Source organism: Ectothiorhodospira marina (assembly GCF_900109495.1).
Taxonomy (GTDB): Bacteria; Pseudomonadota; Gammaproteobacteria; order Ectothiorhodospirales; family Ectothiorhodospiraceae; genus Ectothiorhodospira; species Ectothiorhodospira marina.
Genome location: NZ_FOAA01000004.1, coordinates 149,999 through 176,150, shown reverse-complemented (window position 1 = coordinate 176,150; position 26,152 = coordinate 149,999). Strand labels below are relative to the sequence as shown.

Here is a 26,152-nt window from a genome sequence, read left to right as displayed (position 1 = left end):
AGGCCGACACGTTGTCACCGGTGCAGCCCCCGCATCGCCCACAGCCCCAGAAGCGGCCCCGGCAGCAGCCACAGCATCACCCAGGTGCCCTGCATCTCCCACAGCAGGCTGGTAAGCCAGATGGCCGGCACGGTCAGGGCGAAACCGATGGCGTTCATCACCGCAAGCGACGACCCCACCAGTTCCCGGGGCGCATGGGCCGCCGCCAGGGCAGAAAACTGGGGAGAGTCGGCAATCACGGTGACACCCCACAGGGCCAGCAGGATCAGCAGCACGCCGGCGGGGGCCCAGGCCAGCAGCGGGTAGGCGAGGCAGAGGGCGCCCGAAACCGCCAAGGCGCGACGGGCCACCCACTCACTGCCAAGACGCCGGCTGAACCGCCCCCCCCATACGCAGCCCAGGAAGCCCACGGCAATGACCGCAAAGGCCAGCCAGGGGATCCAGGCCGCCGGCGCCTCCAGCCGGGCGACCTCCCGCCCCACCAGCAGCGGCACCAGCATCCAGAAGGCATACAGCTCCCAGCAATGGCCGAAATAGCCCCCGGCCACGGCGCGAAAATGCGGCAGCTTCAGGCCCGACAACCCATGGCGCAGGGACGTCCTGCCCCCGGCCTTGGGAAGATGCGGGCCATCGCCCAGGGTGAGGATCAACAGCCCCCCCAGCAGCGCCAGCCCGGATGCCGCCAGCAAGGTCCACTCCCACGGCAGTCCCAGGGTGGCGCCACGCATCAGGTGCGGCAGGGCCGTGCCCAGGGTCAACATCCCCACCAGCCAGGACAACGCCGCCCCGGCGTACTGAGGCACCCAGGAAATGACCAGCTTCATCCCCAGCGGATAGATGCCCGCCAGGCACAGCCCGGTGAGGAAACGCACCAGGACATCCAGATAAGGCTGGGTCGCCACCAGCAGAAAACCGGCATTCACCAGGGCGCCGCAGAGGCTGGCCACGGCAAAGATGTGGCTCGCCCGGAACCGGTCCGCCAGGCCGGTGGCGGCCAGGGTGAGCGTGCCCACAATGAACCCGGCCTGCACCGTGAGGGTGAGATACCCCAGATCCGCATCCGACAGCCCCAGCTCCTCGGACATGGACAGCCAGACACCATTGATGCTGAACCACAGCGACGTCCCGAACAGCTGGGCCAGGACCACCACGGGGACCGGATGGCGGCGGATGAGGGCGGCCACTGGCGGGATCATGATGCAGGCTCCTTCTCTCCTGTGCTGAACCTGTGCCCTATGACCATGGCAGCGGCCCATACACGCGTACGGGCCGTTCGGGAACGGCCCGCCCGGTGTGCCGGGAGGCTGGGAGGTCTTCGCTGCGCCGACGGGGCGCTTCTCGAAGCGCCCCTACGACAATACCTTCGGGGATCGGAATGCCCCTACTCCACCGTCACCGACTTGGCCAGGTTGCGCGGCTGATCCACATCGGTGCCCTTGAGGATGGCGGTGTGGTAGGAGAGCAGTTGCAGGGGCACGGTGTGGATGATGGCGGAGAGCCAGTCGTCCACGGGGGGGACGGCCAGGCTCTGGATGGAGTCGTCGCTGCCCAGGGCGGCCACATCGTCGGTGAAGACCATCAGGTGTCCGCCGCGGGCACGGACCTCTTCCAGGTTGGACTTGAGCTTTTCCAGCAGGTGATTGTTGGGGGCCACCACCACCACGGGCATGTCGGCGTCCACCAGGGCCAGGGGGCCGTGCTTGAGTTCCCCGGCGGGGTAGGCCTCGGCGTGGATGTAGGAGATCTCCTTGAGCTTGAGGGCGCCTTCCAGGGCAATGGGGTAATGGCAGCCACGACCCAGGAACAGGGCATGGTGCTTGTCGGCCAGGCCCATGGCCAGGCGCTCGATGGGCGTATCCAGGGCCAGCACCTTTTCCAGGGCGGCGGGCAGGGCGCGCAGTTGCTCCACGAAGGACTGGGCGCGTGCCGGGGCCAGGCCGTGATGACGGCCCAGGGAGAGGACGAGCAGGAACAGGGCCACTAGCTGGGTGGTGAAGGCCTTGGTGGAGGCCACGCCGATCTCGGGGCCGGCATGGGTCATGAGCACCATGTCGGATTCCCGCACCAGGGAGCTCTCCGGCACGTTGCAGATGGCCAGAGAGCCCAGATAGTCATCTTCACTGGCCTGGCGCAGGGCGGCGAGGGAATCGGCGGTCTCGCCGGACTGGGAGATGGTCACCAGCAGGCAGTCGGGGAGCACGGCATGGCGCCGGTAACGGAACTCGCTGGCCACCTCCACCCGGCAGGGCAACCCCAGCAGGCCCTCGATCCAGTAACTCGCCACCAGGCCGGCATGGTAGCTGGTGCCACAGGCCAGGATCTGCACCGACTTCACCCGCGCCAGGATCTCCTCGGAGCCGGGCCCCATGATGCCTTCCAGCACCCCGTCGGGGGCCAGGCGGCCCTCCAGGGTCTCGGCCACGGCGCGGGGCTGCTCGTGGATCTCCTTGAGCATGAAATGGCGGAAGCGGCCGCGATCGGCAGCGCCGGCGGTGAGCGAACTCTCGGTCACCGGCCGCTCCACCGTATGGCCCTGTGCGTCCAGGACCCGATAGCCGTCGCGACGCAGTTCGGCGATGTCGCCGTTCTCCAGGTACACGAAGCGCTGCGTGACCGGCAGCATGGCCTGGATGTCCGAGGCGATGAAATGCTCACCGATGCCCAGCCCGATGATCAGGGGGCTGCCCTCGCGCACGGCGATCAGGCGACCGGGCTCGTCCCGGCTCATGACACCCAGGGCGTAGGCGCCACTGAAATGCGCCGTGGCCCGCCGCACCGCCTCCAGAAGATCATGACCCTGCTGGCAGTAGTCCATGATCTGGTGGGCGATGACTTCGGTGTCGGTGTCGGAGGTGAATTCAAAGCCCCGAGCCTTGAGATCGTCCCGAAGGGCCTGGTAGTTCTCGATGATCCCGTTGTGGACCACGGCAATGCGTTCACCACTCAGGTGGGGGTGGGCATTGCGCTCGGTGGGGCCACCATGGGTCGCCCAGCGGGTGTGTGCGATGCCCAGGGTACCGGTCAGGCCGCTGCCGGCCACTCGCTGCGCCAGGGCTTCCACCTTGCCCACGGAGCGTTCCCGTTGCAGGCGACCCTGAGCGTCCATGATGACCATGCCAGCGGAGTCGTAGCCCCGGTACTCCAGGCGCCTGAGGCCTTCGATGAGGATGGGTTGGACGTCACGTTGGGCGATGGCGCCGATGATTCCGCACATGGTGAATCCTTCTGTTTATGTCATGAGGGCGAGTATCTGGGCCGGGGCTTCGTGCCCGCCGCGCCCCTCATCCCCGGCCCTTCTCCCCCGAGGGGAGAAGGGAGCTGTAGCCCCTGTGCCCTGGGGTAGAAGAGTATTGAGCCCCTCTCCCGCCAGCGGGAGAGGGGTTGGGGTGAGGGCCCGTATGGCACCCCACGTCCCTCAACCGCCTTTCTTCGTCGGTCGCTGCCAGTCCGCGCGGGTTTCCAGCGGCGCGCGGGTCAGCGTGAGTTGCCCTGCCGGGGCATCGGCGTTGATGGTGGAACCGGCACCGATGGTGGCACCCTCCCCTACCGTGACCGGGGCCACCAGGGCCGTGTTGGAGCCGATGAAGGCCCCATCGCCGATCACGGTGAGGTGCTTGTTGGCACCATCATAGTTACAGGTGATGGTCCCGGCGCCCACGTTCACACCTCGGCCTACCTGGCTGTCGCCCAGGTAGCTCAGGTGATTCACCTTGGAGCCTTCACCCACCCGGCTCTTCTTGATCTCGACAAAGTTGCCCACGTGCACCCCAGCGGCCAGTTCCGTACCGGGCCGGATGCGGGCAAAGGGCCCGATTCGGGCATCGGCGCCGATGGTGGCGTCCTCCAGGATGCAATGGGGCTGGATGATCGTGCCCGGTCCCACGCTGACGTTGCGCAGCACGCAATGGGCACCCACCGAAACGCCCTCCCCTAGAGTGACATCGCCTTCCAGGATCACGTTCACGTCCAGGGTGACGTCCTGCCCGGCGGTGACAGCACCACGGATATCCAGACGCGCCGGATCACGCACCGAGACGCCAGCACGCATCAGGATTTCCGCCTGGCGACGCTGATAGGCACGCTCCAAAGCCGCCAGTTGAACCCGGTCGTTGACACCCTGGAACTGTTCGGGATCATCGGCTACCACCGCAGCCACACGGGCACCATCCCCGGCGGCCAGCGCGATGCAGTCGGTGAGGTAATACTCGCCCTGGGCATTGTTACGGTCCACGCGCCCCAGCCAGTCTTCCAGATGGCGCCGATGGGCGGCCATGAAGCCGGTGTTCACCTCGCGAATGGCCCGTTCTTCGGTGGACGCATCCTTCTGTTCCACGATGCGTTGCGGTTGTCCCTTTGGATCGCGCAGGATGCGACCGTAGCCAGTGGGATCCTCCAGCATCATGGTCTGCACGGACAGATCATGGTCATCCAGGGCCTGCAGCAGGCGCTCCAGGCTCTCTTTGCCCACCAGGGGCACATCTCCATACAGCACCAGGACGCGGTCGTCGGGTCCGGCCTCAGGCAATGCCTGAGTGACGGCGTGGCCTGTACCCAGTTGCTCGGTCTGCTCTACCCACATGACCGGGGCCTGGGACAAGGCCGCGCGGACCTGATCGCCGCCATGTCCGTGGACGACAATGATCCGATCAGGTGACAGTGTCTGTGCGGTCTGGATGACATGGGCCAGCAGAGGTTGCCCGCCCAGGGGATGCAGGACCTTGGGCAAGGCGGAGCGCATGCGCGTTCCCTGGCCGGCGGCGAGGATGATGACAGTGGTTGGGGTGCTCACCTGGGGGCCTTCCCGATCTATGTTCCAATGAAGGGGAAAGTCTACCGGAATGGAGCGCGGCGAGGGAACCGACGGCGCCCCGGAGCCAGGTACCACGACTGGCGCAGAACGACAAAAGGCCCCTCTCCCGAAGGCGAGGGGCCCTTGTCTCGAACAGGAATCTCTCCCCGTTCGGCCTGACTACCTGTTACTGCTGTTGCGCAGCTTCTGGATCATGCGCAGGCGGGCAGCCGCCTCGATGAGTTCCGACTGGGCCTTGGCGTAGTCGAAATCCGCCCTGCTGTTGGCCAGGGCATCCTCGGCGCGCTGCTTCGCTTCCAGGGCCTCGGCCTCGTCCAGATCCTTGGCCCGGATGGCGGTATCCGCCAGCACGGTCACTACATGGGGCTGCACTTCCAGCAGACCACCGGAGATGAAGATGTTGTGCTCCTCACCGGAGTCCGACACCCTCACCCGGATCTCGCCCGGCTTGAGCAGCGAGATGTACTGGGAGTGACGCGGCATGATCCCTACCTCGCCATGCTCTGCCGGTGCCACCAGCATGTGAGCTGTACCGGAGTAGATAGACTCCTCCGCGCTCACAATATCGACGTGAAACGTCATGGACATGGTTGCTCCCGCTTACTTGTTGAGCTTCTCCGCCTTTTCAGCGGCCTCGTCAATACTCCCCACCATGTAGAAAGCCTGCTCGGGCAGGTGATCGTACTCGCCGTCGACGATGGCCTGGAAGCCGTTGATCGTGTCCTTGAGAGACACGTACTTGCCGGGGGCACCGGTGAACACTTCCGCCACGAAGAAGGGCTGGGACAGGAAGCGCTGGATCTTACGCGCACGGGACACAGCCAGCTTGTCATCCTCGGACAGTTCGTCCATCCCAAGGATCGCGATGATGTCCTTGAGCTCCTTATAGCGCTGCAGGGTATTCTGCACGGCGCGGGCCGTGTCGTAGTGCTCCTGACCGATGATCAGCGGGTCCAACTGACGGGACGTGGAATCCAGGGGATCCACAGCCGGGTAGATGCCCAGCTCGGCAATCTGACGGGACAGCACCACCGTGGCATCCAGGTGAGCAAAGGTGGTGGCCGGAGAGGGGTCGGTCAAGTCATCCGCGGGCACGTACACGGCCTGGATGGAGGTGATCGAACCCTTCTTGGTGGAGGTGATGCGTTCCTGCAGCACACCCATTTCCTCGGCCAGGGTGGGCTGGTAGCCCACTGCGGAGGGCATACGGCCCAGCAGTGCGGATACCTCGGTACCGGCCAGGGTGTAACGGTAGATGTTGTCGATGAACATCAGCACGTCGCGGCCTTCGTCGCGGAAGTATTCCGCCATGGTCAGGCCGGTCAGGGCCACGCGCAGACGGTTACCCGGGGGCTCGTTCATCTGGCCATAGACCAAGGCCACCTTGTCCAGCACGTTGGAGTCCTTCATCTCGTGGTAAAAGTCGTTGCCCTCACGGGTACGCTCCCCCACACCCGCAAACACGGAGTAACCGGAGTGCTCGATGGCGATGTTGCGGATCAGTTCCATCATGTTCACGGTCTTGCCCACGCCGGCACCACCGAACAGACCCACCTTACCGCCCTTGGCGAACGGGCACAGCAGGTCAATCACCTTGATGCCGGTCTCCAGCAGTTCGGTGGAGCCCGCCTGCTCCTCGTAGCTGGGAGCCGGACGGTGGATGGACCAGGTCTCCTCGGCCTTCACGTCGCCGGCGTTGTCCACCGGCTTGCCCAGCACGTCCATGATGCGACCCAGCGTGGCCTTGCCCACAGGGACGGAGATGGGCTTGCCATTGTTGGACACCTTGATCCCACGGCGCAGGCCGTCGGAAGAACCCATGGCGATGGTCCGCACCACACCGTCACCCAGCTGCTGCTGAACTTCCAGGGTGAGGCCGACCTCTTCCACCATGAGGGCATCGTAGATCTTGGGCACGGCATCACGGGGGAACTCTACGTCCACCACCGCGCCGATAATTTCAACGATGTTTCCAGCACTCATGTTGATAATCCTCTAGTCTTCGAATCTTGAACCGGGGTCGGCCTAGACCGCGGCGGCGCCGCCGACGATCTCGGAGATCTCCTGGGTGATGGCCGCCTGACGGGCCTTGTTGTAGACCAGCTGCAGTTCATCGATGAGGTCCCCGGCGTTGTCGGAGGCGGATTTCATCGCCACCATCCGGGCAGCCATCTCGCACGCGACGTTCTCGACCACCGCCTGATAGATCACCGACTCGATGTAGCGGGTCAGCAGGGTGTCCAGCACGGGCACGGTGTCCGGCTCGTAGATGTAGTCCCAGTGGTGCTTGAGCTGATCCTCGCCAGTGGGCTCGATCGGTAACAGGGTCGTCACCTTGGGCGTCTGGCTCATGGTGTTGACGAACTCGTTTTCCACCAGCAACAGCCGGTCGATACGCCCCTCGTCATAGGCCTCCAGCATCACCTTGATGGTGCCGATCAGGTCATTGAGTCGAGGCTTATCGCCCAGATTGGCCGTATTGGCCACCACATTGCCACCCATGCGGCGGAAGAACCCGAGGGCCTTGCTGCCGATCAGGCACAAATCGATCTCCACGCCCTGTTCCTGCCACTCGCGCATGTTCTGCACGGTCTTTTTGAACAGATTCATGTTCAGACCACCGCACAGCCCCCGGTCGGTGGACACCACGATGATGCCCACCCGCTTGACGTCCCGTTCTTCCAGATACGGGTGCCGGTATTCCGCGTTGGCCATGGCCACATGACCGATCACCTGCCGGATCTTTTCCGCGTAGGGGCGGGTTTCCAGCATGCGATCCTGCGCCTTGCGCATCTTGCTGGCGGCCACCATTTCCATGGCTTTGGTGATCTTCTGAGTATTCTTGATACTCTTGATCTGGCCGCGGATCTCTTTTGCGCCTGCCATAAGTCAGCCCCCGATTACCAGCTGTGATTTGCCTTGAAGTCATCAAGGGCGGACTTCATGCCGGCCTTGATCTCGTCGCCGAAATCACCCGTCTCGTTGATCTTGTCCAGCAGTTCCTTCTGGCTCGAGCGCAGGTAATCGTGCAGGGCGTGTTCAAAATCCACGACCTTCTTCTCTTCCACGTCGTCCAGGTAACCCTCTTCGGCGGCAAACAGCGAGAAGGCCATTTCCCCGATGGAAAGCGGCGCGTACTGCTTCTGCTTCATGAGTTCCATGACGCGCTGGCCACGTTCCAGCTGCTTGCGGGTGGCCTCGTCCAGGTCGGAAGCAAACTGGGAGAAGGCTGCCAATTCGCGATACTGAGCCAGGGCCAGACGCACACCACCACCGAGCTTCTTGATGATCTTGGTCTGGGCCGCACCACCCACACGAGACACCGACAGACCGGCATTGATGGCCGGACGGATACCCGAGTTGAACAGGTCGGTTTCCAGGAAGATCTGACCGTCGGTGATGGAGATCACGTTGGTGGGCACGAAGGCGGACACGTCACCGGCCTGTGTCTCGATGATGGGCAGGGCGGTCAGCGAGCCGGTCTGGCCCTTTACCTTGCCATTGGTGAATTTCTCCACGTAGTCGGCATTCACGCGGGAAGCGCGCTCCAGCAGACGGGAATGCAGGTAGAAGACATCACCAGGATAGGCTTCACGACCCGGCGGACGACGCAGCAACAGGGAAACCTGGCGATAGGCCCAGGCCTGCTTGGTGAGGTCGTCATAGATGATCAGGGCGTCCTGACCGCGGTCACGGAAGTACTCACCCATGGCGCAACCGGCATAGGGGGCGATGTACTGCATGGCAGCGGATTCGGAGGCGGTCGCGGCAACGATGATGGTGTGTTCCAGCGCACCATGCTCTTCCAGCTTGCGTACCACGCTGGCAATGGAAGAGGCCTTCTGCCCCACGGCCACGTAGACACACTTAATGCCGGTGCCCTTCTGGTTGATGATGGCGTCCACGGCCACGGCGGTCTTGCCGGTCTGGCGGTCGCCGATGATCAGCTCACGCTGACCACGACCGATCGGCACCATGGCGTCCACAGCCTTCAGACCGGTCTGCACCGGCTGATCCACGGACTGACGCTCGATCACGCCCGGGGCGATTTTCTCGATGGGAGCGGTCCCATCGGAGTCGATGGCGCCCTTGCCATCGATCGGCATGCCCAGGGAGTTGACCACACGGCCCAGCAGGGCCTCGCCCACGGGCACTTCCAGGATGCGACCGGTGCACTTGGCGGTATCGCCTTCCGTGATGTGCTTGTAATCACCCAGGATCACGGCGCCGACGGAATCACGCTCCAGGTTGAGCGCCAGCCCATAGGTATCACCGGGGAATTCGATCATTTCGCCCTGCATGACATCGTCCAGACCGTGCAGTCGGCAGATACCATCGGACAGACTGACCACGGTGCCCTCGGTGCGTGCCTCGGCCGCCGATTCGTAGCTTTTGATACGCTGGCTGATCAGTTCACTGATTTCAGATGGGTTGAGTTGCATAGTTCGAAATCCTCTTAGCTCGAATCCTCTTAGCGGCTCAGACTACTGGCCAGGCGCGTTAGACGCCCTCGGACCGAGCCATCGATGACCAGGTCTCCCGCGCGGATGATGGCGCCGCCGATGAGGCTGTCGTCCACCTTGCAGATCAGATCCACGTCCAGGCCGAGGCGCTTTTTGAGCGCGTCGGCGATCGCTTTCTTCTGATCCGCGTCCACGTCCTGCGCGGAGAACACCGTGGCTTCCACCTTGCGTTCAGCTTCCGCCTTCATGCCCTCGAAGAGCCGGGCGATCTCGGGCAGTAGCGGCAACCTGTCATTATCCGCCAACAGGCGAATGAAGTTGCGTCCACCATCATCCACCTTGCCTTCGCAGGTCTCGAGGAAGGCCTTGGCCATCGTCTCGCGGGTGACTTTGGGGCTATCGAGAAACTCGTCCATCCTCGCGTCGCTGGCGACTGCGGACATGAAAGCGAGTTGATCGGACCAACCGGCCAGATTGCCGGCGTCCTTTGCGACCTCGAACGCCGCCTTGGCGTAGGGCCTTGCGGCCGTGGTTTGTTCAGACATGGCGGCTCACCTAGATCTGGCTCACCAGGTCTTTGATCACCTGATTGTGAGCTTTGGCGTCGACTTCCTTCTTCAGGATTCGCTCGGCACCGTTGACCGCCAACGTCCCCACCTGCTTGCGCAGTTCCTCGCGGGCACGGTTGACTTCCTGCTCGATCTCGGACTGAGCGGATGCCTTGATACGGTCGGCTTCCTGGCGAGCGGTATCCTTGGAGGATTCAACGATTTCGTTGGCGCGCTTCTGAGCCGTGGCGACGATCTCCGCGGCCTGCTGCTTGGCTTCCTGAAGGACCTTCTTGGCCTTCTCTTCGGCAAGCTGCTGTTCATGCTTGCCCCGCTCGGCGGCCGCCAGGCCATCGGCGATCTCTTTCTGACGCTCTTTCATCGCCTTGATGATGGGGGGCCACACATACTTCATGGTGACCCACACCAACAGGGCGAAGGTGATCATCTGACCGAGCAGCGTGAGATTGATATTCACGTTGCTACCTCCCCTAGAGACGGTTGTATCGGGTGAACTGCGCGGGAATGCATCCGCGCCTTAACCGGTCACCGCGCCCAGGAAGGGGTTAGCAAAGGTGAAGAACAGGGCCAGACCCACACCGATCATGGTCACGGCGTCAAGCAGACCAGCAACAATGAACATCTTCACCTGCAGCATGGGGACCATCTCGGGCTGACGCGCGGCGCCTTCCAGGAAACGGCCGCCCAGCAGGCCGAAGCCGATGGCGGTACCAAGAGCGCCCAGACCCAGAATCAGGCCGACAGCAATGGCGGTCATGCCCTGAACGTTAGCGATGGCGAGTTCCATAACTTCCTCCAGAAAGTTGAAAAGTCAAAGGTTACAAAGAACAGCTTGGGGTGAATCCATCCCGGGCCGCCAACGGCGACCGGGATGCCGTTCGTCAATGATCTTCGTGGGCCATGCTCAGGTACACGATGGTGAGCACCATGAAGATGAACGCCTGCAAGGTGATGATCAGCAACTTGAACAGCGACCAGGGTAACCCCAGCGACCACTGGATGTACCAGGGCAGCAGGGCGATCAGGGTGAAGATCAGGCCACCGGCATACATATTGCCGAAGAGTCGCAGTGAGAGCGAGACCGGCTTGGCGATCTCTTCCACCACCTTGAGGACCAGATTGAAGGGCATCAGCCATTTGCCGAAGGGGTGAAGGAGCATTTCCTTGGCGAAACCGGCACCCCCCTTGATGTGGATGCTGTAGAAGATGATCAGACCGAACACTGCCAGGGACATGCCGAAGGTGGCATTGATGTCCGAGGTGGGGTTGATGCGCATGTACTCGATCCCCACCGAATGGGCCAGATAGGGGATCAGATCATAGGGGAGCAGCTTGAGCAGGTTCATGAGGAAGATCCACACGAACAGGGTCAGCGCCAGCGGCGCGATCAGATTGCTGCGACCATGGAAGGTGTCCTTCACCTGTTGATCCACGAAGCCTACGATGATCTCCACGAGATTCTGCAGGTTGCCCGGCACGCCCTGAGTGACATATTTGGCGGCTTGCATGAAGATGAAGAGGAACAAACCACCCATGGCCAGGGAGAAGAACATGGTATCCAGATGGATGGACCAGAACGATTCCGGGTTGCCCAGAGTCAAATGACTCAGGTGGTGTTTGATGTAGTCTCCAGCAGACTCGTATTCCATTGACATGGTGTTCGCTCGCTTTTACTCGTTTGCGCCGGACATCACCGGCAGCAGGGCCAGCCAAAAGGCCATGAGTCCGGCCATGTAAGTCAGAAACATGGGCAGGAACTCAACCTCCAGCCACACGATTGCGACCACAAACAGGGCCACAGTCAGGAAGATTTTCTGGGTCTCCCCGACATAGAAACTTCTTACGATGGTTTTCGCCGGCCGCCCCCTGCGGCCAGAAAAGACGCGGAACGCAAAATACGCTGTCGAGATGAAACTGATCAAGCCACCCATCAGGGCCGCCCACGCCGTCTCCGGCCCGCCTGCCAAGTATCCCCCCAGGTAACCCAGGGCCGCGACCAGCAATTGCAGGCCAAGGATGAACTTGGTCGCCCGGTTCCAGAGTCTTGCCTGGGCGAGCGGGTGTTGGGTCATGTCGTCGATCGGTGCTTCACCTTGTTTTTTCGGCGCTCCGGAAGACCGCTGCACCGATGACAGCAGCGCGGCATTATAAGAGTCCGCTAACGGGTGGTCAACGCTGGAATTGACAAACACGAGGTTTGATGACCCACTAATTGATGTGGCCAAGGATGCCATCCAGCTCATCCAGGCTATTGTACTGGATGACGAGCTTGCCCCGCCCGCGGGTGTTGTACTGGATGTTCACCCGCGCCCCGAGGCGGTCGGAAAGCTCGGATTCCAGGCGCTCCACGTCCGGGTTGCGCGGGGGGTTGGCGGTCTCGGGGGGCTTTTCCTGCGCATTGAGCAGGGACTGCACCAGACGCTCGGTCTCGCGCACGGACAGCCCCTTATCGGCCACGCGGCGTGCGGCGTCCACCTGCACCGACCCCATCAGGGAGAGCAGCGCCCGGGCGTGCCCCATCTCCAGACGCCCCTCATCCACCAGGGTCTTGACCGGATCCTCCAGTTCCTGCAGGCGCAGCAGGTTGGTGACACTGGTGCGGGAACGCCCTACGGAGTCTGCCGCCTGCTGGTGCGTGAGGCCGAACTCCTCGATAAGACGATGCAGTGCATTGGCCTCTTCCAGGGGATTGAGGTCTTCCCGCTGGATATTCTCGATCAGCGCCATGGCCGCGGCGGCCCGGTCGGGCACATCGCGCACCACGGCGGGGATCTCGTGCAGACCCACCATCTGCGCGGCCCGCCAGCGACGCTCACCGGCCACCAGTTCAAACCCCTCCCCCACCGGCCGAATGACCACCGGCTGCACCATGCCCTGGGCACGGATGGAGCTGGCCAACTCCTCCAGCGCCTCCGGCTGGATGTTCACACGAGGCTGATAGCGCCCACGGCGAATCTGCTCCACCGGCACCTGCCGCAGATCGGAAGGGTCATCCCGTTCATGTCCGGCCTGGCTGGCGCTGGAAAGCAACACGTCCAGGCCGCGACCCAGTCCCGATTTTCTTCTTGCCATGATGCTGTTTACCCGAAAGTAAGGGGCTGCAAAGCGGATGGGGCGCGCCGCGGGACGGGCAACCCAGTCGCGGTCGGCGAATGGACTCAGGCCACGCCCGGGACATTCTCAGGGGTCGTGGCCCGGCCTTCGCGACGCAGGATCTCGCCGGCCAGGGCCAGGTAGGCCAGAGCACCGCGGGAAGACTTATCATACAGGATGACCGGCAGCCCATGGCTGGGGGCTTCCGCCAGACGGATATTGCGCGGAATCACAGTGCGATAGACCCGCTCCCCGAAGTGCTGGGTGAGCTGTTCGCTCACCTCGGTGGACAGGTTGTTGCGCGGATCGAACATGGTGCGCAACAAACCGTGAATCTGCAATTCATGATTGACCGACTCACGGATGCTGTCGATGGTCTGCACCAGCGCCGAGAGCCCCTCCAGGGCGTAATACTCGCACTGCATGGGGATGATGACCCCATGGGCCGCCACCAGGGCATTGACGGTCAGCATGTTCAGTGCGGGCGGACAATCGATGATGATGAAGTCGTAGTCTTCCTGGACACCAGCCAGCGCCTCCTGCAGACGGTATTCCCGGCGCAGGGCAGTCATCAGGTTCACCTCGGCCACAGTGAGGTCGCTGTTGGCGGGCATCAGACTGTAACCCACGGCCTCCATTTTCATAATGGTGTCGGCGGCCGTGGTGCGCTTCATGAGTACGTCACAGGCGCTGTGTTCCAGGTCGTACTTGTCGGCACCACTGCCCATGGTGGCGTTGCCCTGCGGGTCCAGGTCGATCAGGAGCACGCGCCGCCGGGCAGCCGCCAGGGAGGCGGCCAGGTTAATGCTGGTGGTGGTCTTGCCGACTCCACCCTTCTGGTTGGCCACGGCGATGATTCTGACCATGTCTCAGGAATCCTTTGTGATTTCGACCAGGTGGCGCACGGCGGATAGGCCGGGCACCCGGAGCGAATGGGTCGCCACCACGGACCAGCCGGCAGGCAGCCCTTCGGGGTCGTTGTCGGCGTCACGGCCCTTCATGGCGAGCAACTGCCCGCTGGGGCCGCACAGGTGGCCGGCCACACGCGTGAATGTGCCGGTGGCGGAGAATGCGCGGCTGATGACTGTATCAAAGCCCTGCTCCATACGGTAGTTTTCCACCCGGGCATGGACCACTTCAACGTTCTCGAGACCCAACTCCATGGCCACCTGACGCAGAAACCGGGTCTTCTTGATCCCTGAGTCCAGCAGCACAAACTGCCACTCGGGCCTGGCCAGGGCCAGGGGGATGCCCGGCAGACCCGGCCCGGTCCCTACATCCAGGATACGCGGACCCCGCACATGGGGCAGTGCGGCCAGCGAATCCAGCAGGTGGACATTGACCATGTCCCGAGGATCGCGCACGGCGGTGAGGTTGTAGGCCTTATTCCAGCGGGAGAGCAGGGAGACGTAGGCCAGCAGCGGCGCCTTCAGTTCGGCGTTGAGCCCCAGCTGGCCCAGTCCCCGGGCCAGGCGCTCACCCACGTGGGGCGGAAAGGGATGAGGGGCATCGGACAGGTGGGTGGAATCAGGCACTGCGCTTGAGACTCATGGATTGTTTCTTCAGATGCACCAGCAGCAGGGAGACGGCCGCCGGCGTCACACCGGGGATACGCGACGCCTGCCCCACGGTGGCTGGACGGTGTTCGGCCAGTTTCTGGCGTACTTCATGGGACAGACCGGCCACGGCGTGGTAGTCCAGGTGATCAGGCAAACCGGCATCCTCCAGGCGACGGGCGCGTTCCACGTCGTCCTTCTGGCGCTGGATATAGCCGGCGTATTTGACCTGGATCTCCACCTGCTCGGCCACCCGCGGGTCAGCCACCGGCGGCCCGGCATCCGGCAGGGCGGTGAGTTCGGCGTAGCCAACGCCGGGACGGCGCAAAAGCTCCAGCAGTGAGCAGTCCCGGGTCAGTGGCCCATCGAACAGGGCCCGTGCCTGGTCCTCGGGCACGCGTCCAGGCTTGAGCATCACACTGTCCAGCCGGGCAGTTTCCCGCTCGATGGCCTCACGCTTGGCGGTGAAGGCTGCCCAGCGTGCGTCGTCCACCACGCCCAGCTCACGCCCCGCCGGGGTGAGTCGCAGATCGGCGTTGTCCTCACGCAGGGTGAGCCGGTACTCGGCGCGACTGGTGAACATGCGATAGGGCTCGCCGGTACCGCGGGTGATGAGGTCGTCGATCATCACGCCGATGTAGGCCTCGTCCCGGCGCGGGCACCAGGCGTCCTGGTCCTGCACGCGCCGGGCGGCGTTGATACCGGCCACCAGCCCCTGGGCTCCGGCCTCTTCGTAGCCGGTGGTGCCGTTGATCTGGCCCGCGAAGAACAGCCCCGGCACGGCCCGGGTTTCCAGGCTCGGCTTGAGGTCGCGGGGATCGAAGAAGTCATATTCGATGGCATAGCCAGGCCGGGTGATATGGGCCTGCTCGAAGCCTTCGATGGAGCGCACCACCTGGACCTGCACATCGAACGGCAGGCTGGTGGAGATGCCATTGGGATAGATCTCGTGGGTGTCCAGGCCTTCGGGCTCGATGAAGATCTGGTGGCGTTCCTTGTCGGCGAAGCGGACGACCTTGTCCTCGATGGACGGGCAGTAGCGTGGGCCGACGCCCTCGATCAGACCGCTGTACAAGGGGGAACGGTGCAGGTTCTCGCGGATGATCTCCAGGGTGCGTGGTGTGGTCCAGCTGATGTGGCAGCTGATCTGGCGCGGGTGCTCGGCGACACTCCCCATATAGGAGAACACGGGCGTGGGGCTGTCGCCAGGCTGTTCGCTGACCCGGTCGAAGTCGATGCTGCGGGCGTCCAGGCGTGGCGGGGTGCCGGTCTTGAGGCGACCCACCCGCGGTGCCAGTTCCCGGAGGCGTTCGGCCAGGCGGATGGCTGGGGGGTCGCCGGCGCGGCCTCCTGCGTGGTTGGCCTCGCCCACGTGGATGCGGCCAGCCAGGAAGGTGCCCACGGTGAGCACGACGGCGGGGGCCATGAAGTGCAGGCCGGCCTGGGTGATGACGCCGGTGACGCGTTCGCCTTCGATGATGAGGTCATCCACGGCCTGCTGGAAGAGTTGCAGGTGGGGCTGGTTCTCCACGGCATGGCGCACGGCGGCCTTGTAGAGGCTGCGGTCGGCCTGAGCCCGGGTGGCGCGCACGGCGGGGCCCTTGCGGCTGTTGAGGGTGCGGAACTGGATGCCGCCCCGGTCGGCGGCCCGGGCCATGAGGCCGCCCAGGGCGTCGATTTCCTTGACCAAATGGCCTTTGCCGATGCCGCCGATGGCGGGATTGCAGCTCATCTGGCCGATGGTGTCGATGTTGTGGGTGAGCAGCAGGGTGTTGCAGCCCATGCGCGCGGCCGCCAGGGCCGCCTCGGTCCCGGCATGTCCGCCGCCGACGACGATGACGTCGTAGTGAGCCTGGTAGTGCATGGTGTGGGCCGGGGTTGGAATATCTCAGTAGTTTAACCGGTTAAGGGACGGGTTGCAGGGGGATCGTGAGAGGGTTGCTTGGGCATCGGTTGGTATCTTTTGGCACCGCCCCCTGGCTTGGCATCGGGAGAAACCCCTCTGGGAGAGATGGGCAGGGTGTCAGCGTCGGTTGCCATGGGTGAGTACCGCTCCCTGGGCTTGGCATTGGAGGGAACCCCTTTGGGGCGGGTAAGCCTGTCCGCGGGACGCCGTGAATACCTCCCTGTAGGCTTGGGCGCCGCTTCCATGCGGCGCACACCCGCGCACAGGCTTCCCCTCCCCAAAGGGGCTTGGATGCATTCGTGGCTTCGCGCTGAATGTGTCCTCCGCAGGTGATCGCCGGCCTTGATGTGAAAGAACCCTGGTTCAGCTACAAACCCTCCCTTCTCCCCCTCGGGGGAGAAGGGTCGGGGATGAGGGGGTGAAACAGGCACGGTGCCGGCCCTTTCCCCTCACCCCAACCCCTCTCCCCTTGGGGAGAGGGGCTTGTCACTTTCGTCATCGGGGATGACTCACCACCGTGATGCATCCGGGTTGGTATGCGTGTCGGGTCTCAGTTGTCGCCTTCGCTTTGCAGGATGCGGATGTCCAGGCCGTCGAGGCCCCGTTGGCCTACCTTGTGGCCGGCCAGGCGGGTGGCATTGGCGAGGGCCTCGGGGACGGTGCCGCCGTTGGCGAAGGTATGGATGAGGCCGGCGTTGTAGGTGTCGCCGGCGCCCAGGGTGTCGATGACTTCGGGGGGTGGGCAGGCGGGGGCGTGGTAGAGGCCGTCGCGGCTGGCCCAGGCCCAGGAGCCTTGATCGCCCCAGGTGCAGATGAGGATGGCCCCGGGTACGCGCTTGTGGATACCGCGCAGGAAGGCTTCGGGTTCGTCGTAGCCGCGGCCGAGGACGAAGGGGCGGGAGAAGACGATGACGTCGGGTTGGCCGAAGAGCATGTCGATGCCGTCGCGGTCTTTTTCCACTTCCAGGGAGATGGGGCGGTGGGTGGGCTGGCGGCTGCGCAGGGTTTGCAGTATGCGGCTGGTGGCGTGGGTCTCGCGTGCCTGGAGGTGGACCCAGTCGTAGCGGTCCAGGGATAGGCCGGCGACGTGGCGGGCGTCCAGTTCTGGCAGGTCGCGGTGGTGGATGATGGTGCGGGAGCCGTTGGTGGTGTTGAGGGTGATGTAGGAGGTGGGGGTGCGGCCGCTGCGGCGTTGGCAGGTGTCGACGCCGATGCCGCGCTGGGCCAGGAGGCTTTGCAGGCGGTCGCCGTCGGGTTCGTCGGCCAGGACGGTGGCCAGGTCGCAGTGGTGGCCCAGTTGTTTGAGGACGTGGAGGGTGTTGGCGGCGTTGCCGCCGGGGCAGGCGCGTTGTTGGAGGGCGCGGATTTCTTCGTCTTCCGCGGGGTAGTGGTCGACGATGTTGATGATGTCCAGCGTGGCAACGCCGATGCCGAGGATGTGGGCCATGGTGGGGTGCCTGTGGGCGGGTGAAGGCGGGTGGGGATAGGATAGAGGGTGGGGGTGTGGGGGTAAAGGAACCCCGCTTGGGCTACGCCCTCTCTGCACCCGTACGGGTCGTTCGCGAACGACCCCGGCGAAAGGATCAGGCGCCACGGGCCTATCGGGCAAGGCAGGGGGATGCGGAGGCAAACCACCCCCGTTTGGGATACGCCCCCTCTGCACCCGTACGGGTCGTTCGCGAACGACCCGGCGATAAGGATCAGGCACCACGGGCCTATCGGGCAAGGCAGGGGAATGCGGAGGAAACCACCCCCGTTTGGGATACGCCCCCTCTGCACCCGTACGGGTCGTTCGCGAACGACCCGGCGATAAGGATCAGGCACCACGGGCCTATCGGGCAAGGCAGGGGAATGCGGAGGCAAGCCACCCCCGTTTGGGATACGCCCCCCCTCTGCACCCGTACGGGTCGTTCGCGAACGACCCGGCGATAGGATCAGGCGCCACGGGCCTACCGGGTAAGGCAGGGGGATGCGGAGGAAACCACCCCCGTTTGGGATACGCCCCCTCTGCACCCGTACGGGTCGTTCGCGAACGACCCGGCGATAGGATCAGGCGCCACGGGCCTATCGGGTAAGGCAGGGGGATGCGGAGGCAGCGGCGGGGCCGTTCGCGAACGGCCCGTACGGGTGACCCGGCGGGTAGCGCCACCCTGACACGACAAAGGGGGCCAACGGCCCCCTTTGTCTCTTAGGCATCGGCGCCCCGACTGGAGAGCCGTGCCAGATCACGCGATCGACTTAGAAGTCGTAGCGCACGCCGGCGGTGAAGACTTGGCCACCCTCGTAGTCGCCAGTAACATCGTCAGGCTTGGCGCCACGCTCACTATCGATAGCCGCGGTCTCTTCCTCGTTGTAATACTCAGCGAACAGCATCAGCGCATCAGTCATCTGGTAGTCGTACCCAAGATGAACCACCGTTTCACCGTAGCCCTCCACTTCTGCCACCATGGCCTTGAAGGTGTTGTTACCCATGGAATAAGCCGCATAGGCATTGATAGCCGTATTACCGTCCACGGCGTTGTCATCGCTGGAACGGCGCTCGTACTTGGCGCCGATGTATAGATTGCCCATGGTATGAGCCAGCGAAGCACCAACACTTGTATCGTCGTTTGCGCCACGGCGATCGTCCATACCCAAGGCCAAAGTGGTATTGCCGAAGCTGTAGCTACCGGTCAGCTGAACCCGGTTGTCAGCTGAACCGGAGGATTTTTCCGCACCACCGCCATCGGACCAGGAGAATCCCATGGAGAATCCGTTCATGTCAGGGCTGTAGTAGGCAACCGTATCACTGATGCGGAAAGCGGACTGGGTCGCGAAGCCACTGTAGTAAGAACTGAACATGTCCACCGGATAGGCGATGGCATTGTAGTAAGGGACCCACATCTGCCCCACAGTCAGGGTACCCATATCACCCTGCACGCCGATCTTGGCGACGCGGATGTCTTCATCCTGATCCCAAGGATCCTGCACCGCCTTGTTGGCGATATCGAAGGGCACTTCGAACTTACCGATCAGGGTCAGGCCTTCAGCGAGCGGGTAGTCGGCATTGAAGCCGATGCGGGAGTACGCATCGCGAACGCCGGTGTAGGAATCCAGCACATCGTCGTTATCCGGGTGCACGGATTCCACCCCAACCCGAGCGGAGCCGTAGAAATCAAAGTTCAGGTCATTGGCCTGAGCGTAAGCCGGCACGGCCAGGGCGGCGGTGACGGCGGTGGCGATCAAGGTCTTTCTGTTCATGGCGTGTGTGTTCACTCTTTTCCCGTCTGAGCGGGGTTTGATCGAGAGCACGTTCAGACCCGCTGAGCGTGCCGGTTTTGAAGGTTTTGCACGGCTAAGGTGATGCCTTGGGCCCCGCCAGGGCCTTCGGCATCAGCGGGTGCCCGGCATGATGCCGGGCACCCCAGGGACTTACGGCAGCCAGGTGTCCACCAGGTCGCGGTTCTGTTCGACCCAGCGCTTGGCGTTGTCGTAAGGATCGCCCCCCTCTTCGTTCATCACCATGACCGCGGCCATGTCTGCCGGGGTCCAGTTGAAGTTGTCGAGGATGGCGTAGGCTTCGGGCATGTCGTCCTTGAGTCCGGCCCGAACGATGGTGTGGATGGATTCTTCACCACCGTAGATGCCCTTGGGATCTTCCAGGTACTTGAGATCCCAGCGGGCTTCCTTCCAGTGAGGGGTCCAGCCGGTGACCACCACCCAGTCGTTGCTGCGGATGGCGTTGGCCAGTACGCCGGTCATGGTGGCACCGGAGCCTTCCACCAGGCGCAGGTTGAGGTCATATTCTTCGATGGCTTCCTCGGTGGTGCTCATGATGCCGGCACCCGGGTCGATGCCGATGATCTGACGCCCGAACTTCCGGCGATGATCATTGAGCTCTTCAATGGAGTCGATCTCCACGTAGGCGGGCACGACCAGGCCGATGCGGGTGCCTTCCAGATTAGGGCCCAGGTCTTCCACGCTGCCCTCGACTCGTTCCAGATAATGGCCGTGGGTGGTGGGCAACCAGGCGGCGACGAAGGCGTCCTGGTCGCCGGTGGCGACGGACTGCCACATGGCGGCGGCACTCACCGAGACCATACGCACGTCGTAGCCGGCCTCTTCCAGCACCACGCGCAACACATTGGTGCTGGCCACTTCGCTTGCCCATTCCACGTAGGGCAGTTTGATACGACCCTTGTCATCAGCGGTTGCGCTCATGGGGAGCACCACCAGTGCGACGATCATGATGATGCCCACCCAACGGGCGGCTCGTGTCTGTTGTCTGCTATTCATCGGCATGTCTCCGGTTAGGGGGCTACTGCTGCTTCTTTTTGGGCTGCCCGATCTTCTGGGTCACCCGGTCGAGGATCATGGCGAGGATCACGATGGCGATGCCGGCCTCGAAGCCGTTGCCCGGCTGCAGGCGCTGGATGGCCCGCCAGACTTCGCCGCCCAGGCCGCCGGCACCGATCATGGCGGCGATCACCACCATGGAAAGCGCGAGCATGATGGTCTGGTTGATGCCCGCCATGATGGTGGGTATGGCCAGGGGCATCTGCACCTTGAAAAGCTTTTGTCGCCAATTGGCACCAAAGGCGTCCGAGGCCTCCACGAGTTCCGCGGGCACCTGGCGGATGCCCAGGATGGTCAGGCGGATGGCCGGGGGCATGGAGAAGATGACGGTAGCAAACATGGCAGACACCTGCCCCAATCCGAAGAAGGGAATGGCCGGGATCAGGTAGACGAAGGCCGGCATGGTCTGCATGAAGTCCAGCACTGGCATCACTGCCGTCTTGAAGCGATCCGAAAGTCCGCCGAGTATCCCCAGCGGTAAGGCGATGGCCACGGCCACGGCGGTGGCAAACAGCACCAGGGTGAAGGTTTCAACGGTGGCCTCCCACAGCTGCAGATTCCACAGGAACAACAGGCCGGCCGCCGTACCAATGCCCACACGCCGTCCAGCCAGATACCAGGCGAGGGCAGCGAAACAGAGGATGACCACCCAGGGGGGCGGGAAGCTGAGGGCGGTCACCACGGCTTCCACGCCGGTGCCGAGCACATTACTGATCGCACGGGTGACACCCGAGAAGGCGTTGGTCAGCCAGTCCAGGCCGTCGTCGATGTAATCCGATAACGGGAACTTGCCTACAAAGGGAAAATCCTGACTCATGATAGTGTGATCCGGGCTTGAACGGGGGTCATGGGAGTGGCCGTGCCATCCGGGCGTGGAGCCACGGAGGCTCGCGCCGGAGGACGAATGCCGTTAGGCGCCGACCTTGGCATCGGGGGCCTCCTGGGTCTGGGCGGGCTCACCCTCCTCTTCGTTGGTATTCTCCCTGTCCGGTTGGGCATCCGCGAGTGCGGCCAGCACCTGGGTCTTGACGATGGTGCCCAGCAACTTGCCATGATCATCCACGACGGCAAGCGGAATGCGCGTGTCCACCAACATCTGGAACAGCGTGCCCAGACTCTCGTCGGGCTTGACTGCGTAGTGGTCGCGCTGGATGAGACCTTCCAGGGTCTTTTCCTTACGCTTGACCGCCTCGGCGGCATCTTCGGCCCAGACGTAACCTTCCAGAGTGCCATCGCGCTGGGTGACGAACACGCTGTAGAAACTCTCCTGGTCCATCTTGTGCAGGGCAGTGCGCGGCCCATCGTTGGGCGTGACCCGAATCTTGGGGTCATGCATGAGGGCGCCCGCCGTGAGCACCTGGGTCTTGTCCACATCCTCGACGAACCGCTCCACATAGCGCGTGGCGGGGGACGTAAGGATGTCTTCGGGAGTGCCGATCTGCACCACGTAGCCATCCTTCATGAGCACGATGCGATCCCCCAGCCTCAGGGCCTCATCCAGATCGTGGGTGATGAAGACAATGGTCTTTTTCACGCGGGACTGAAGGGCCAGCAACTCATCCTGCATGTCGCGACGGATCAAGGGGTCCAGGGCGCTGAAGGCCTCATCCATGAGCAGGATATCCGGATCCACCGCCAGTGCACGGGCCAGGCCTACACGCTGCTGCATGCCGCCGGAGAGCTGTGAGGGATAGGACTGTTCCCAGCCATCCAGGCCCACCAACTTCAGCGCCTCGGTGGCCTTGGCGTCGCGAGTGGCCTTGTCGGCACCCCCAATTTCCAGGCCGAATCCGGCGTTATCAAGGATGGTGCGGTGGGGAAACAGGGCGAAGTTCTGGAACACCATGCCGAACTTGCGCCGCCGCCGCTCCAGCACTTTTTCGTTGGACAGCTTGAGGATGTCTTCACCGTCGATCACCACCTCTCCGGAGGTGGGTTCGATGAGGCGATTGAGGCATCGAATGAGGGTGGACTTACCGCAGCCACTGAGCCCCATGACCACGAGGATCTCGCCCTGTGCCACATCGAAACAGACATTCTGAATCCCCACCGTCTGCCCGGTGCGCTGGAGGATTTCCTTTCTGCCCAAGCCCTCATCCAGGAGTTCCAAGGCGCGTTCGGGATGGTCACCAAACACCTTGGTGACATTCTTTACCTGGATTTTCGGTTGCAAGGTCTTGTCCTGCCTGGGCCCGGCGATGGGCCCGTGAAAGTTCGGAAAAACGAAAACACCGCGCCCCAGTCCCTGTTCAGGTTTGGGGCGCAGTGAGCTTCAAGACCGGACCCGGCGCTACAAGGCGCCCCGGTCCGGTGTCATACCATGACCTCAACGCACGGCGTCGAGGAAGTGCATGTGCCGCTCGTAATGCTCCAGCACATCGTTGATGAGCGCTTCCTGGCTCCAGCCCACCACGTCGTAGTCCTGACCACCCTCGCTCAGGTGCACCTCGGCCCGGAAGTATTTGAGGGACTCAGCCCGCTTCGAACCCGTGTCACGCATGACGAAGGTGGGGGGGTCATAGGCCCGGGGACGCACGGAGTAGAAGAAATCGATCTCCTCACCGTGTCGTACTTCCACCCAGCAACGACCATCCTCATGCTCCCCAACCACGGCATCCAGGTTCTGCTTGCGCAGCTCCTCGGACACCGCATTCAGTGCGGGCTTGACCGTCTCCTGAATATAGCGGATCACCTCATTGCGCCGTGGCTGATGCACGATGGACCGCAGACGCCGCTGCCAGCTCACCGCCGCGTGCGGACCCACCGGCGACACCCGGGCCTCCAGCAGGCTGACCTTCTTCATCCGGTCGATGCGCAGTGCCTTGAGCAGGCCCCAGCACATGATGATCATGATGATGGTGAAGGGCAGTGCACTGGCAATGGTGGCCGTCTGGAGGGCCGTCAGACCACCGGCCAGCAGCAGGGCCGCCGCGATCACCCCTTCAAGAGTGGCCCAGAAAATACGTTGCCATGTGGGGGAGTCCTCTTTACCCCCGGAGGTGAGGATATCCACCACCAGTGAACCGGAGTCTGAGGAAGTGACAAAAAAGGTCACGATCAGGATGGTGGCCAGCAAAGCGGTAATGGTGGAAAACGGCAGGTGCTCAAAGAACTGGAACAGCGCCACGGAGGTATCCGCCGACACCTGCTCTGCCAGGTCGCTGATGCCCTGCTCCCTGATCATGTTCAGGGCGGTGTTACCAAAGAAGGTCATCCACATGATGGTGAAGCCTACCGGCACCAACAGCACACCAAAAGTGAACTCACGAATGGTGCGCCCCCGGGAAACACGGGCGATGAACATGCCCACAAAGGGTGCCCAGGCGATCCACCAGCCCCAGTAGAACAGCGTCCAGCCACCGATCCAGTCCGTGGGTTCGTAGGCATAGAGGTTGAAAGTCATGCTGAACACACTGGAGATGTAATTCCCCGTGTTCTGTACCACCGTCTGAAGGAGATAAACGGTGGGGCCAGCCACCAGCACGAAGACCAACAGGGCCACCGCCAGGATGATGTTGAACTCGGAGACCCTGCGGATGCCCCCATCCAAACCCAGCACCACGGAGACCGTGGCCATCATGGTCACGATGGCGATCAGAACCACCTGCACAATGGGTGTATTGGGTACACCAAACAGGTATTCCAGACCGGAGTTTATCTGCATGGCCCCAAGCCCCAGGGAGGTGGCCACGCCGAACAGCGTGCCCAACACGGCGAAAGTATCCACCGTATGGCCAATACTGCCATGGATGCGGTCACCGATCAGGGGGTAAAGAGAGGAACGAATGGTCAGGGGAAGGCCCTGACGGAAGGCGAAATAGGCCAGTGTAAGCGCCACCACCCCATAGATGGCCCAGGCATGCAGCCCCCAATGGAAGAACGTGATGCTCATGGCATCGCGCGCGGCCTGAACCGTTTCCGGGTCACCGGTGGGCGGGGATACGTAGTGCATCACCGGCTCGGCCACACCGAAAAACATCAGGCCAATCCCCATGCCCGCGGAGAACAGCATGGCGAACCAGGAAATATAGCTGTAATCCGGCTCACTATGGTCGGGCCCGAGCTTGATCCCTCCGTAACTGGATATGGCCACGGCGAACATGAACACCACAAACCCGGCCACCGCCAGCACATAGAACCAGCCCACCTTGTCAGTGATCCAGCCCAGCACGGCACTGAATACATCCCCTGCCACATCGGTGAACACCGTGGCGAACACCACCAGGAAAAAGGCCATCAAGGCCGAGGCGATGAACACCGGCGGATTGATCTGTATCCGCGGCGGGCGCGTTGAGGCATCATTTTTTTCGGCCATGGACCCTCCTGTTGCACTTGGCTCTGCACACCGGCCATCAGGCCGGACATTCATACCAGATGGTAGCCCAGCCACGGGAGATGATCGGAAAACGCCGCCCGATCCGGGCGCTACGCGCTGACCATTCCGACCACGATACGCCGCAGGGAATACCACTCATCATCTGGCCCCAAACCCCTGCCCGACGGCCGTTCTAGTCGTGATGTCATTGCCGGCGCCTTGAGGCGAACTCAGCGCTTTCGGGAGGGTCATGAAAGGATATTAGCCCAGGAACCTAACATAAATGCCCCCACTCAGGCGACCCGGTAGCCTTCAGCAGGAGGCGGGCCACTCATAGTCCATGATCACCGGGGCGTGATCGGAAAAACGATCTTCACGGTGCACGCTGGCTGCGCGCACGCTGCCCGCCACCCCCGGTGTCGCTACCTGGTAATCCAGGCGCCAACCCACGTTCTTGGCCCAGGCCTGACCCCGATGCGACCACCAGGTGTATTCATCGGGCTGCAAATTCACCCGTCGAAAGGTATCCACCCAGCCCACCGTGTCGAAGAGTTGATCCAGCCAGGCCCGCTCCTCGGGGAGAAAACCGGAGTTCTTCTGGTTGCTGCGCCAGTTGCGCAGGTCGATGGCCTTGTGGGCAATGTTCCAGTCGCCGCACAGGATGTACTCGCGGCCATCCTGACGGGCCGCCCGCAGACGCGCCATGAAGGCATCCATGAAACGATACTTGGCCTGCTGCCGGGCCTCGCCGGAGGACCCGGATGGCAAATACACGGAGGCCACCGACAGGCCGCCAAAACGCGCCTCGATATAGCGGGCTTCCGGATCGAACTCCTTCGAATCCATGCCGATCACCACTCTGTCGGGCGCCTGGCGAGTGTACAGGGCCACCCCACTGTAGCCCTTCTTCTCGGCATCGAAGTAGTGGCAGTGATAACCCCGGGGATGAAAGGTCTCATCAGTGAGCTGATGCACCTGGGCCTTGGTCTCCTGAATGCACACCACATCCGCCTCGCGGGCTTCGAGCCATTGGAAAAAACCCTTGCGAGCGGCGGAACGGATACCATTGGCGTTAAAATTGATAATGCGCATCACTGAGTCAGGT

The 26,152-nt window shown here is 63.1% G+C and carries 23 protein-coding genes; all 23 read right to left on the bottom strand.

The window, feature by feature from the left end; all coding sequences use genetic code 11:
- Positions 1–14 precede the first annotated feature (14 nt).
- The gene (locus BMY52_RS05615) at positions 15–1,196 is read right to left on the bottom strand and encodes an MFS transporter (protein WP_090251970.1); all 1,182 of its coding nucleotides are present in this window, start codon (positions 1,194–1,196) and stop codon (positions 15–17) included.
- A gap of 185 nt (positions 1,197–1,381) precedes the next feature.
- Complete coding sequence (glmS, locus tag BMY52_RS05610) at positions 1,382–3,214, bottom strand: glutamine--fructose-6-phosphate transaminase (isomerizing) (RefSeq protein ID WP_090251967.1); 1,833 nt, start codon at positions 3,212–3,214, stop codon at positions 1,382–1,384.
- A 201-nt stretch (positions 3,215–3,415) separates the two neighbouring features.
- Positions 3,416–4,789: a bifunctional UDP-N-acetylglucosamine diphosphorylase/glucosamine-1-phosphate N-acetyltransferase GlmU gene (gene glmU, locus BMY52_RS05605; protein WP_090251964.1), complete on the bottom strand. Its 1,374-nt coding sequence runs from the start codon at positions 4,787–4,789 to the stop codon at positions 3,416–3,418.
- Positions 4,790–4,969: 180 nt separating this feature from the next.
- On the bottom strand, positions 4,970–5,398 hold the full coding sequence (locus BMY52_RS05600; protein ID WP_090251961.1) for a F0F1 ATP synthase subunit epsilon: 429 nt from the start codon (positions 5,396–5,398) through the stop codon (positions 4,970–4,972).
- A gap of 12 nt (positions 5,399–5,410) precedes the next feature.
- Positions 5,411–6,793, bottom strand: coding sequence for a F0F1 ATP synthase subunit beta (gene atpD / locus BMY52_RS05595; RefSeq protein WP_090251958.1), 1,383 nt, complete (start codon positions 6,791–6,793; stop codon positions 5,411–5,413).
- A 42-nt stretch (positions 6,794–6,835) separates the two neighbouring features.
- Positions 6,836–7,696 (bottom strand): F0F1 ATP synthase subunit gamma, encoded by an 861-nt coding sequence (gene atpG, locus BMY52_RS05590; RefSeq protein WP_090251956.1) that lies wholly within the window; start codon positions 7,694–7,696, stop codon positions 6,836–6,838.
- 14 nt (positions 7,697–7,710) lie between these two features.
- A complete protein-coding gene (gene atpA / locus BMY52_RS05585) occupies positions 7,711–9,252 on the bottom strand; it encodes a F0F1 ATP synthase subunit alpha (protein ID WP_090251952.1) in 1,542 nt (513 codons plus the stop codon).
- Positions 9,253–9,281: 29 nt separating this feature from the next.
- The gene (locus BMY52_RS05580) at positions 9,282–9,818 is read right to left on the bottom strand and encodes a F0F1 ATP synthase subunit delta (protein ID WP_090251949.1); all 537 of its coding nucleotides are present in this window, start codon (positions 9,816–9,818) and stop codon (positions 9,282–9,284) included.
- Positions 9,819–9,828: 10 nt separating this feature from the next.
- Positions 9,829–10,299 (bottom strand): F0F1 ATP synthase subunit B, encoded by a 471-nt coding sequence (locus tag BMY52_RS05575; RefSeq protein ID WP_090251947.1) that lies wholly within the window; start codon positions 10,297–10,299, stop codon positions 9,829–9,831.
- A gap of 60 nt (positions 10,300–10,359) precedes the next feature.
- Positions 10,360–10,629 carry a F0F1 ATP synthase subunit C gene (gene atpE / locus BMY52_RS05570; RefSeq protein ID WP_025283074.1) on the bottom strand — a complete coding sequence of 90 codons (270 nt, stop codon included), beginning with the start codon at positions 10,627–10,629 and terminating at the stop codon, positions 10,360–10,362.
- Between the two features lie 94 nt (positions 10,630–10,723).
- Positions 10,724–11,497 carry a F0F1 ATP synthase subunit A gene (atpB, locus tag BMY52_RS05565; RefSeq protein WP_090251944.1) on the bottom strand — a complete coding sequence of 258 codons (774 nt, stop codon included), beginning with the start codon at positions 11,495–11,497 and terminating at the stop codon, positions 10,724–10,726.
- A gap of 15 nt (positions 11,498–11,512) precedes the next feature.
- The gene (locus tag BMY52_RS05560) at positions 11,513–12,034 is read right to left on the bottom strand and encodes an ATP synthase subunit I (protein WP_245740631.1); all 522 of its coding nucleotides are present in this window, start codon (positions 12,032–12,034) and stop codon (positions 11,513–11,515) included.
- Between the two features lie 16 nt (positions 12,035–12,050).
- Positions 12,051–12,914 (bottom strand): ParB/RepB/Spo0J family partition protein, encoded by an 864-nt coding sequence (locus BMY52_RS05555; protein ID WP_090251939.1) that lies wholly within the window; start codon positions 12,912–12,914, stop codon positions 12,051–12,053.
- 86 nt (positions 12,915–13,000) lie between these two features.
- Entirely contained in the window at positions 13,001–13,801 is an 801-nt protein-coding gene (locus BMY52_RS05550) for a ParA family protein (protein ID WP_090251936.1), read from the bottom strand.
- 3 nt (positions 13,802–13,804) lie between these two features.
- A complete protein-coding gene (gene rsmG / locus BMY52_RS05545; RefSeq protein WP_090252080.1) occupies positions 13,805–14,419 on the bottom strand; it encodes a 16S rRNA (guanine(527)-N(7))-methyltransferase RsmG in 615 nt (204 codons plus the stop codon).
- Between the two features lie 43 nt (positions 14,420–14,462).
- Positions 14,463–16,355, bottom strand: coding sequence for a tRNA uridine-5-carboxymethylaminomethyl(34) synthesis enzyme MnmG (gene mnmG / locus BMY52_RS05540; RefSeq protein WP_090251934.1), 1,893 nt, complete (start codon positions 16,353–16,355; stop codon positions 14,463–14,465).
- Positions 16,356–16,947: 592 nt separating this feature from the next.
- On the bottom strand, positions 16,948–17,844 hold the full coding sequence (locus tag BMY52_RS05535; protein ID WP_090251932.1) for a PfkB family carbohydrate kinase: 897 nt from the start codon (positions 17,842–17,844) through the stop codon (positions 16,948–16,950).
- 791 nt (positions 17,845–18,635) lie between these two features.
- Entirely contained in the window at positions 18,636–19,637 is a 1,002-nt protein-coding gene (locus BMY52_RS05530) for a porin (RefSeq protein ID WP_090251930.1), read from the bottom strand.
- Positions 19,638–19,808: 171 nt separating this feature from the next.
- Positions 19,809–20,624 (bottom strand): glycine betaine ABC transporter substrate-binding protein, encoded by an 816-nt coding sequence (locus BMY52_RS05525; protein ID WP_090252078.1) that lies wholly within the window; start codon positions 20,622–20,624, stop codon positions 19,809–19,811.
- 70 nt (positions 20,625–20,694) lie between these two features.
- Complete coding sequence (locus tag BMY52_RS05520; protein WP_090251928.1) at positions 20,695–21,549, bottom strand: ABC transporter permease; 855 nt, start codon at positions 21,547–21,549, stop codon at positions 20,695–20,697.
- A 93-nt stretch (positions 21,550–21,642) separates the two neighbouring features.
- Entirely contained in the window at positions 21,643–22,905 is a 1,263-nt protein-coding gene (locus tag BMY52_RS05515) for a quaternary amine ABC transporter ATP-binding protein (RefSeq protein ID WP_245740629.1), read from the bottom strand.
- A 153-nt stretch (positions 22,906–23,058) separates the two neighbouring features.
- Entirely contained in the window at positions 23,059–25,047 is a 1,989-nt protein-coding gene (locus BMY52_RS05510) for a BCCT family transporter (protein WP_090251926.1), read from the bottom strand.
- Positions 25,048–25,359: 312 nt separating this feature from the next.
- The gene (locus BMY52_RS05505) at positions 25,360–26,139 is read right to left on the bottom strand and encodes an exodeoxyribonuclease III (protein ID WP_090251923.1); all 780 of its coding nucleotides are present in this window, start codon (positions 26,137–26,139) and stop codon (positions 25,360–25,362) included.
- Positions 26,140–26,152: the final 13 nt, after the last annotated feature.

What these genes read in the sequence shown, in the direction of transcription:
- BMY52_RS05525 (WP_090252078.1), bottom strand. Translation starts at nt 20,624, where the DNA reads ATGATCGTCGCACTGGTGGTGCTCCCCATGAGCGCAACCGCTGATGAC.
- atpE (WP_025283074.1), bottom strand. Translation starts at nt 10,629, where the DNA reads ATGGAACTCGCCATCGCTAACGTTCAGGGCATGACCGCCATTGCTGTC.
- BMY52_RS05600 (WP_090251961.1), bottom strand. Translation starts at nt 5,398, where the DNA reads ATGTCCATGACGTTTCACGTCGATATTGTGAGCGCGGAGGAGTCTATC.
- BMY52_RS05505 (WP_090251923.1), bottom strand. Translation starts at nt 26,139, where the DNA reads ATGCGCATTATCAATTTTAACGCCAATGGTATCCGTTCCGCCGCTCGC.
- BMY52_RS05555 (WP_090251939.1), bottom strand. Translation starts at nt 12,914, where the DNA reads ATGGCAAGAAGAAAATCGGGACTGGGTCGCGGCCTGGACGTGTTGCTT.
- BMY52_RS05520 (WP_090251928.1), bottom strand. Translation starts at nt 21,549, where the DNA reads ATGAGTCAGGATTTTCCCTTTGTAGGCAAGTTCCCGTTATCGGATTAC.
- mnmG (WP_090251934.1), bottom strand. Translation starts at nt 16,355, where the DNA reads ATGCACTACCAGGCTCACTACGACGTCATCGTCGTCGGCGGCGGACAT.
- atpA (WP_090251952.1), bottom strand. Translation starts at nt 9,252, where the DNA reads ATGCAACTCAACCCATCTGAAATCAGTGAACTGATCAGCCAGCGTATC.
- BMY52_RS05530 (WP_090251930.1), bottom strand. Translation starts at nt 19,637, where the DNA reads ATGAACAGAAAGACCTTGATCGCCACCGCCGTCACCGCCGCCCTGGCC.
- glmS (WP_090251967.1), bottom strand. Translation starts at nt 3,214, where the DNA reads ATGTGCGGAATCATCGGCGCCATCGCCCAACGTGACGTCCAACCCATC.
- BMY52_RS05615 (WP_090251970.1), bottom strand. Translation starts at nt 1,196, where the DNA reads ATGATCCCGCCAGTGGCCGCCCTCATCCGCCGCCATCCGGTCCCCGTG.
- BMY52_RS05550 (WP_090251936.1), bottom strand. Translation starts at nt 13,801, where the DNA reads ATGGTCAGAATCATCGCCGTGGCCAACCAGAAGGGTGGAGTCGGCAAG.
- atpB (WP_090251944.1), bottom strand. Translation starts at nt 11,497, where the DNA reads ATGTCAATGGAATACGAGTCTGCTGGAGACTACATCAAACACCACCTG.
- BMY52_RS05580 (WP_090251949.1), bottom strand. Translation starts at nt 9,818, where the DNA reads ATGTCTGAACAAACCACGGCCGCAAGGCCCTACGCCAAGGCGGCGTTC.
- BMY52_RS05535 (WP_090251932.1), bottom strand. Translation starts at nt 17,844, where the DNA reads ATGGCCCACATCCTCGGCATCGGCGTTGCCACGCTGGACATCATCAAC.
- atpG (WP_090251956.1), bottom strand. Translation starts at nt 7,696, where the DNA reads ATGGCAGGCGCAAAAGAGATCCGCGGCCAGATCAAGAGTATCAAGAAT.
- atpD (WP_090251958.1), bottom strand. Translation starts at nt 6,793, where the DNA reads ATGAGTGCTGGAAACATCGTTGAAATTATCGGCGCGGTGGTGGACGTA.
- BMY52_RS05510 (WP_090251926.1), bottom strand. Translation starts at nt 25,047, where the DNA reads ATGGCCGAAAAAAATGATGCCTCAACGCGCCCGCCGCGGATACAGATC.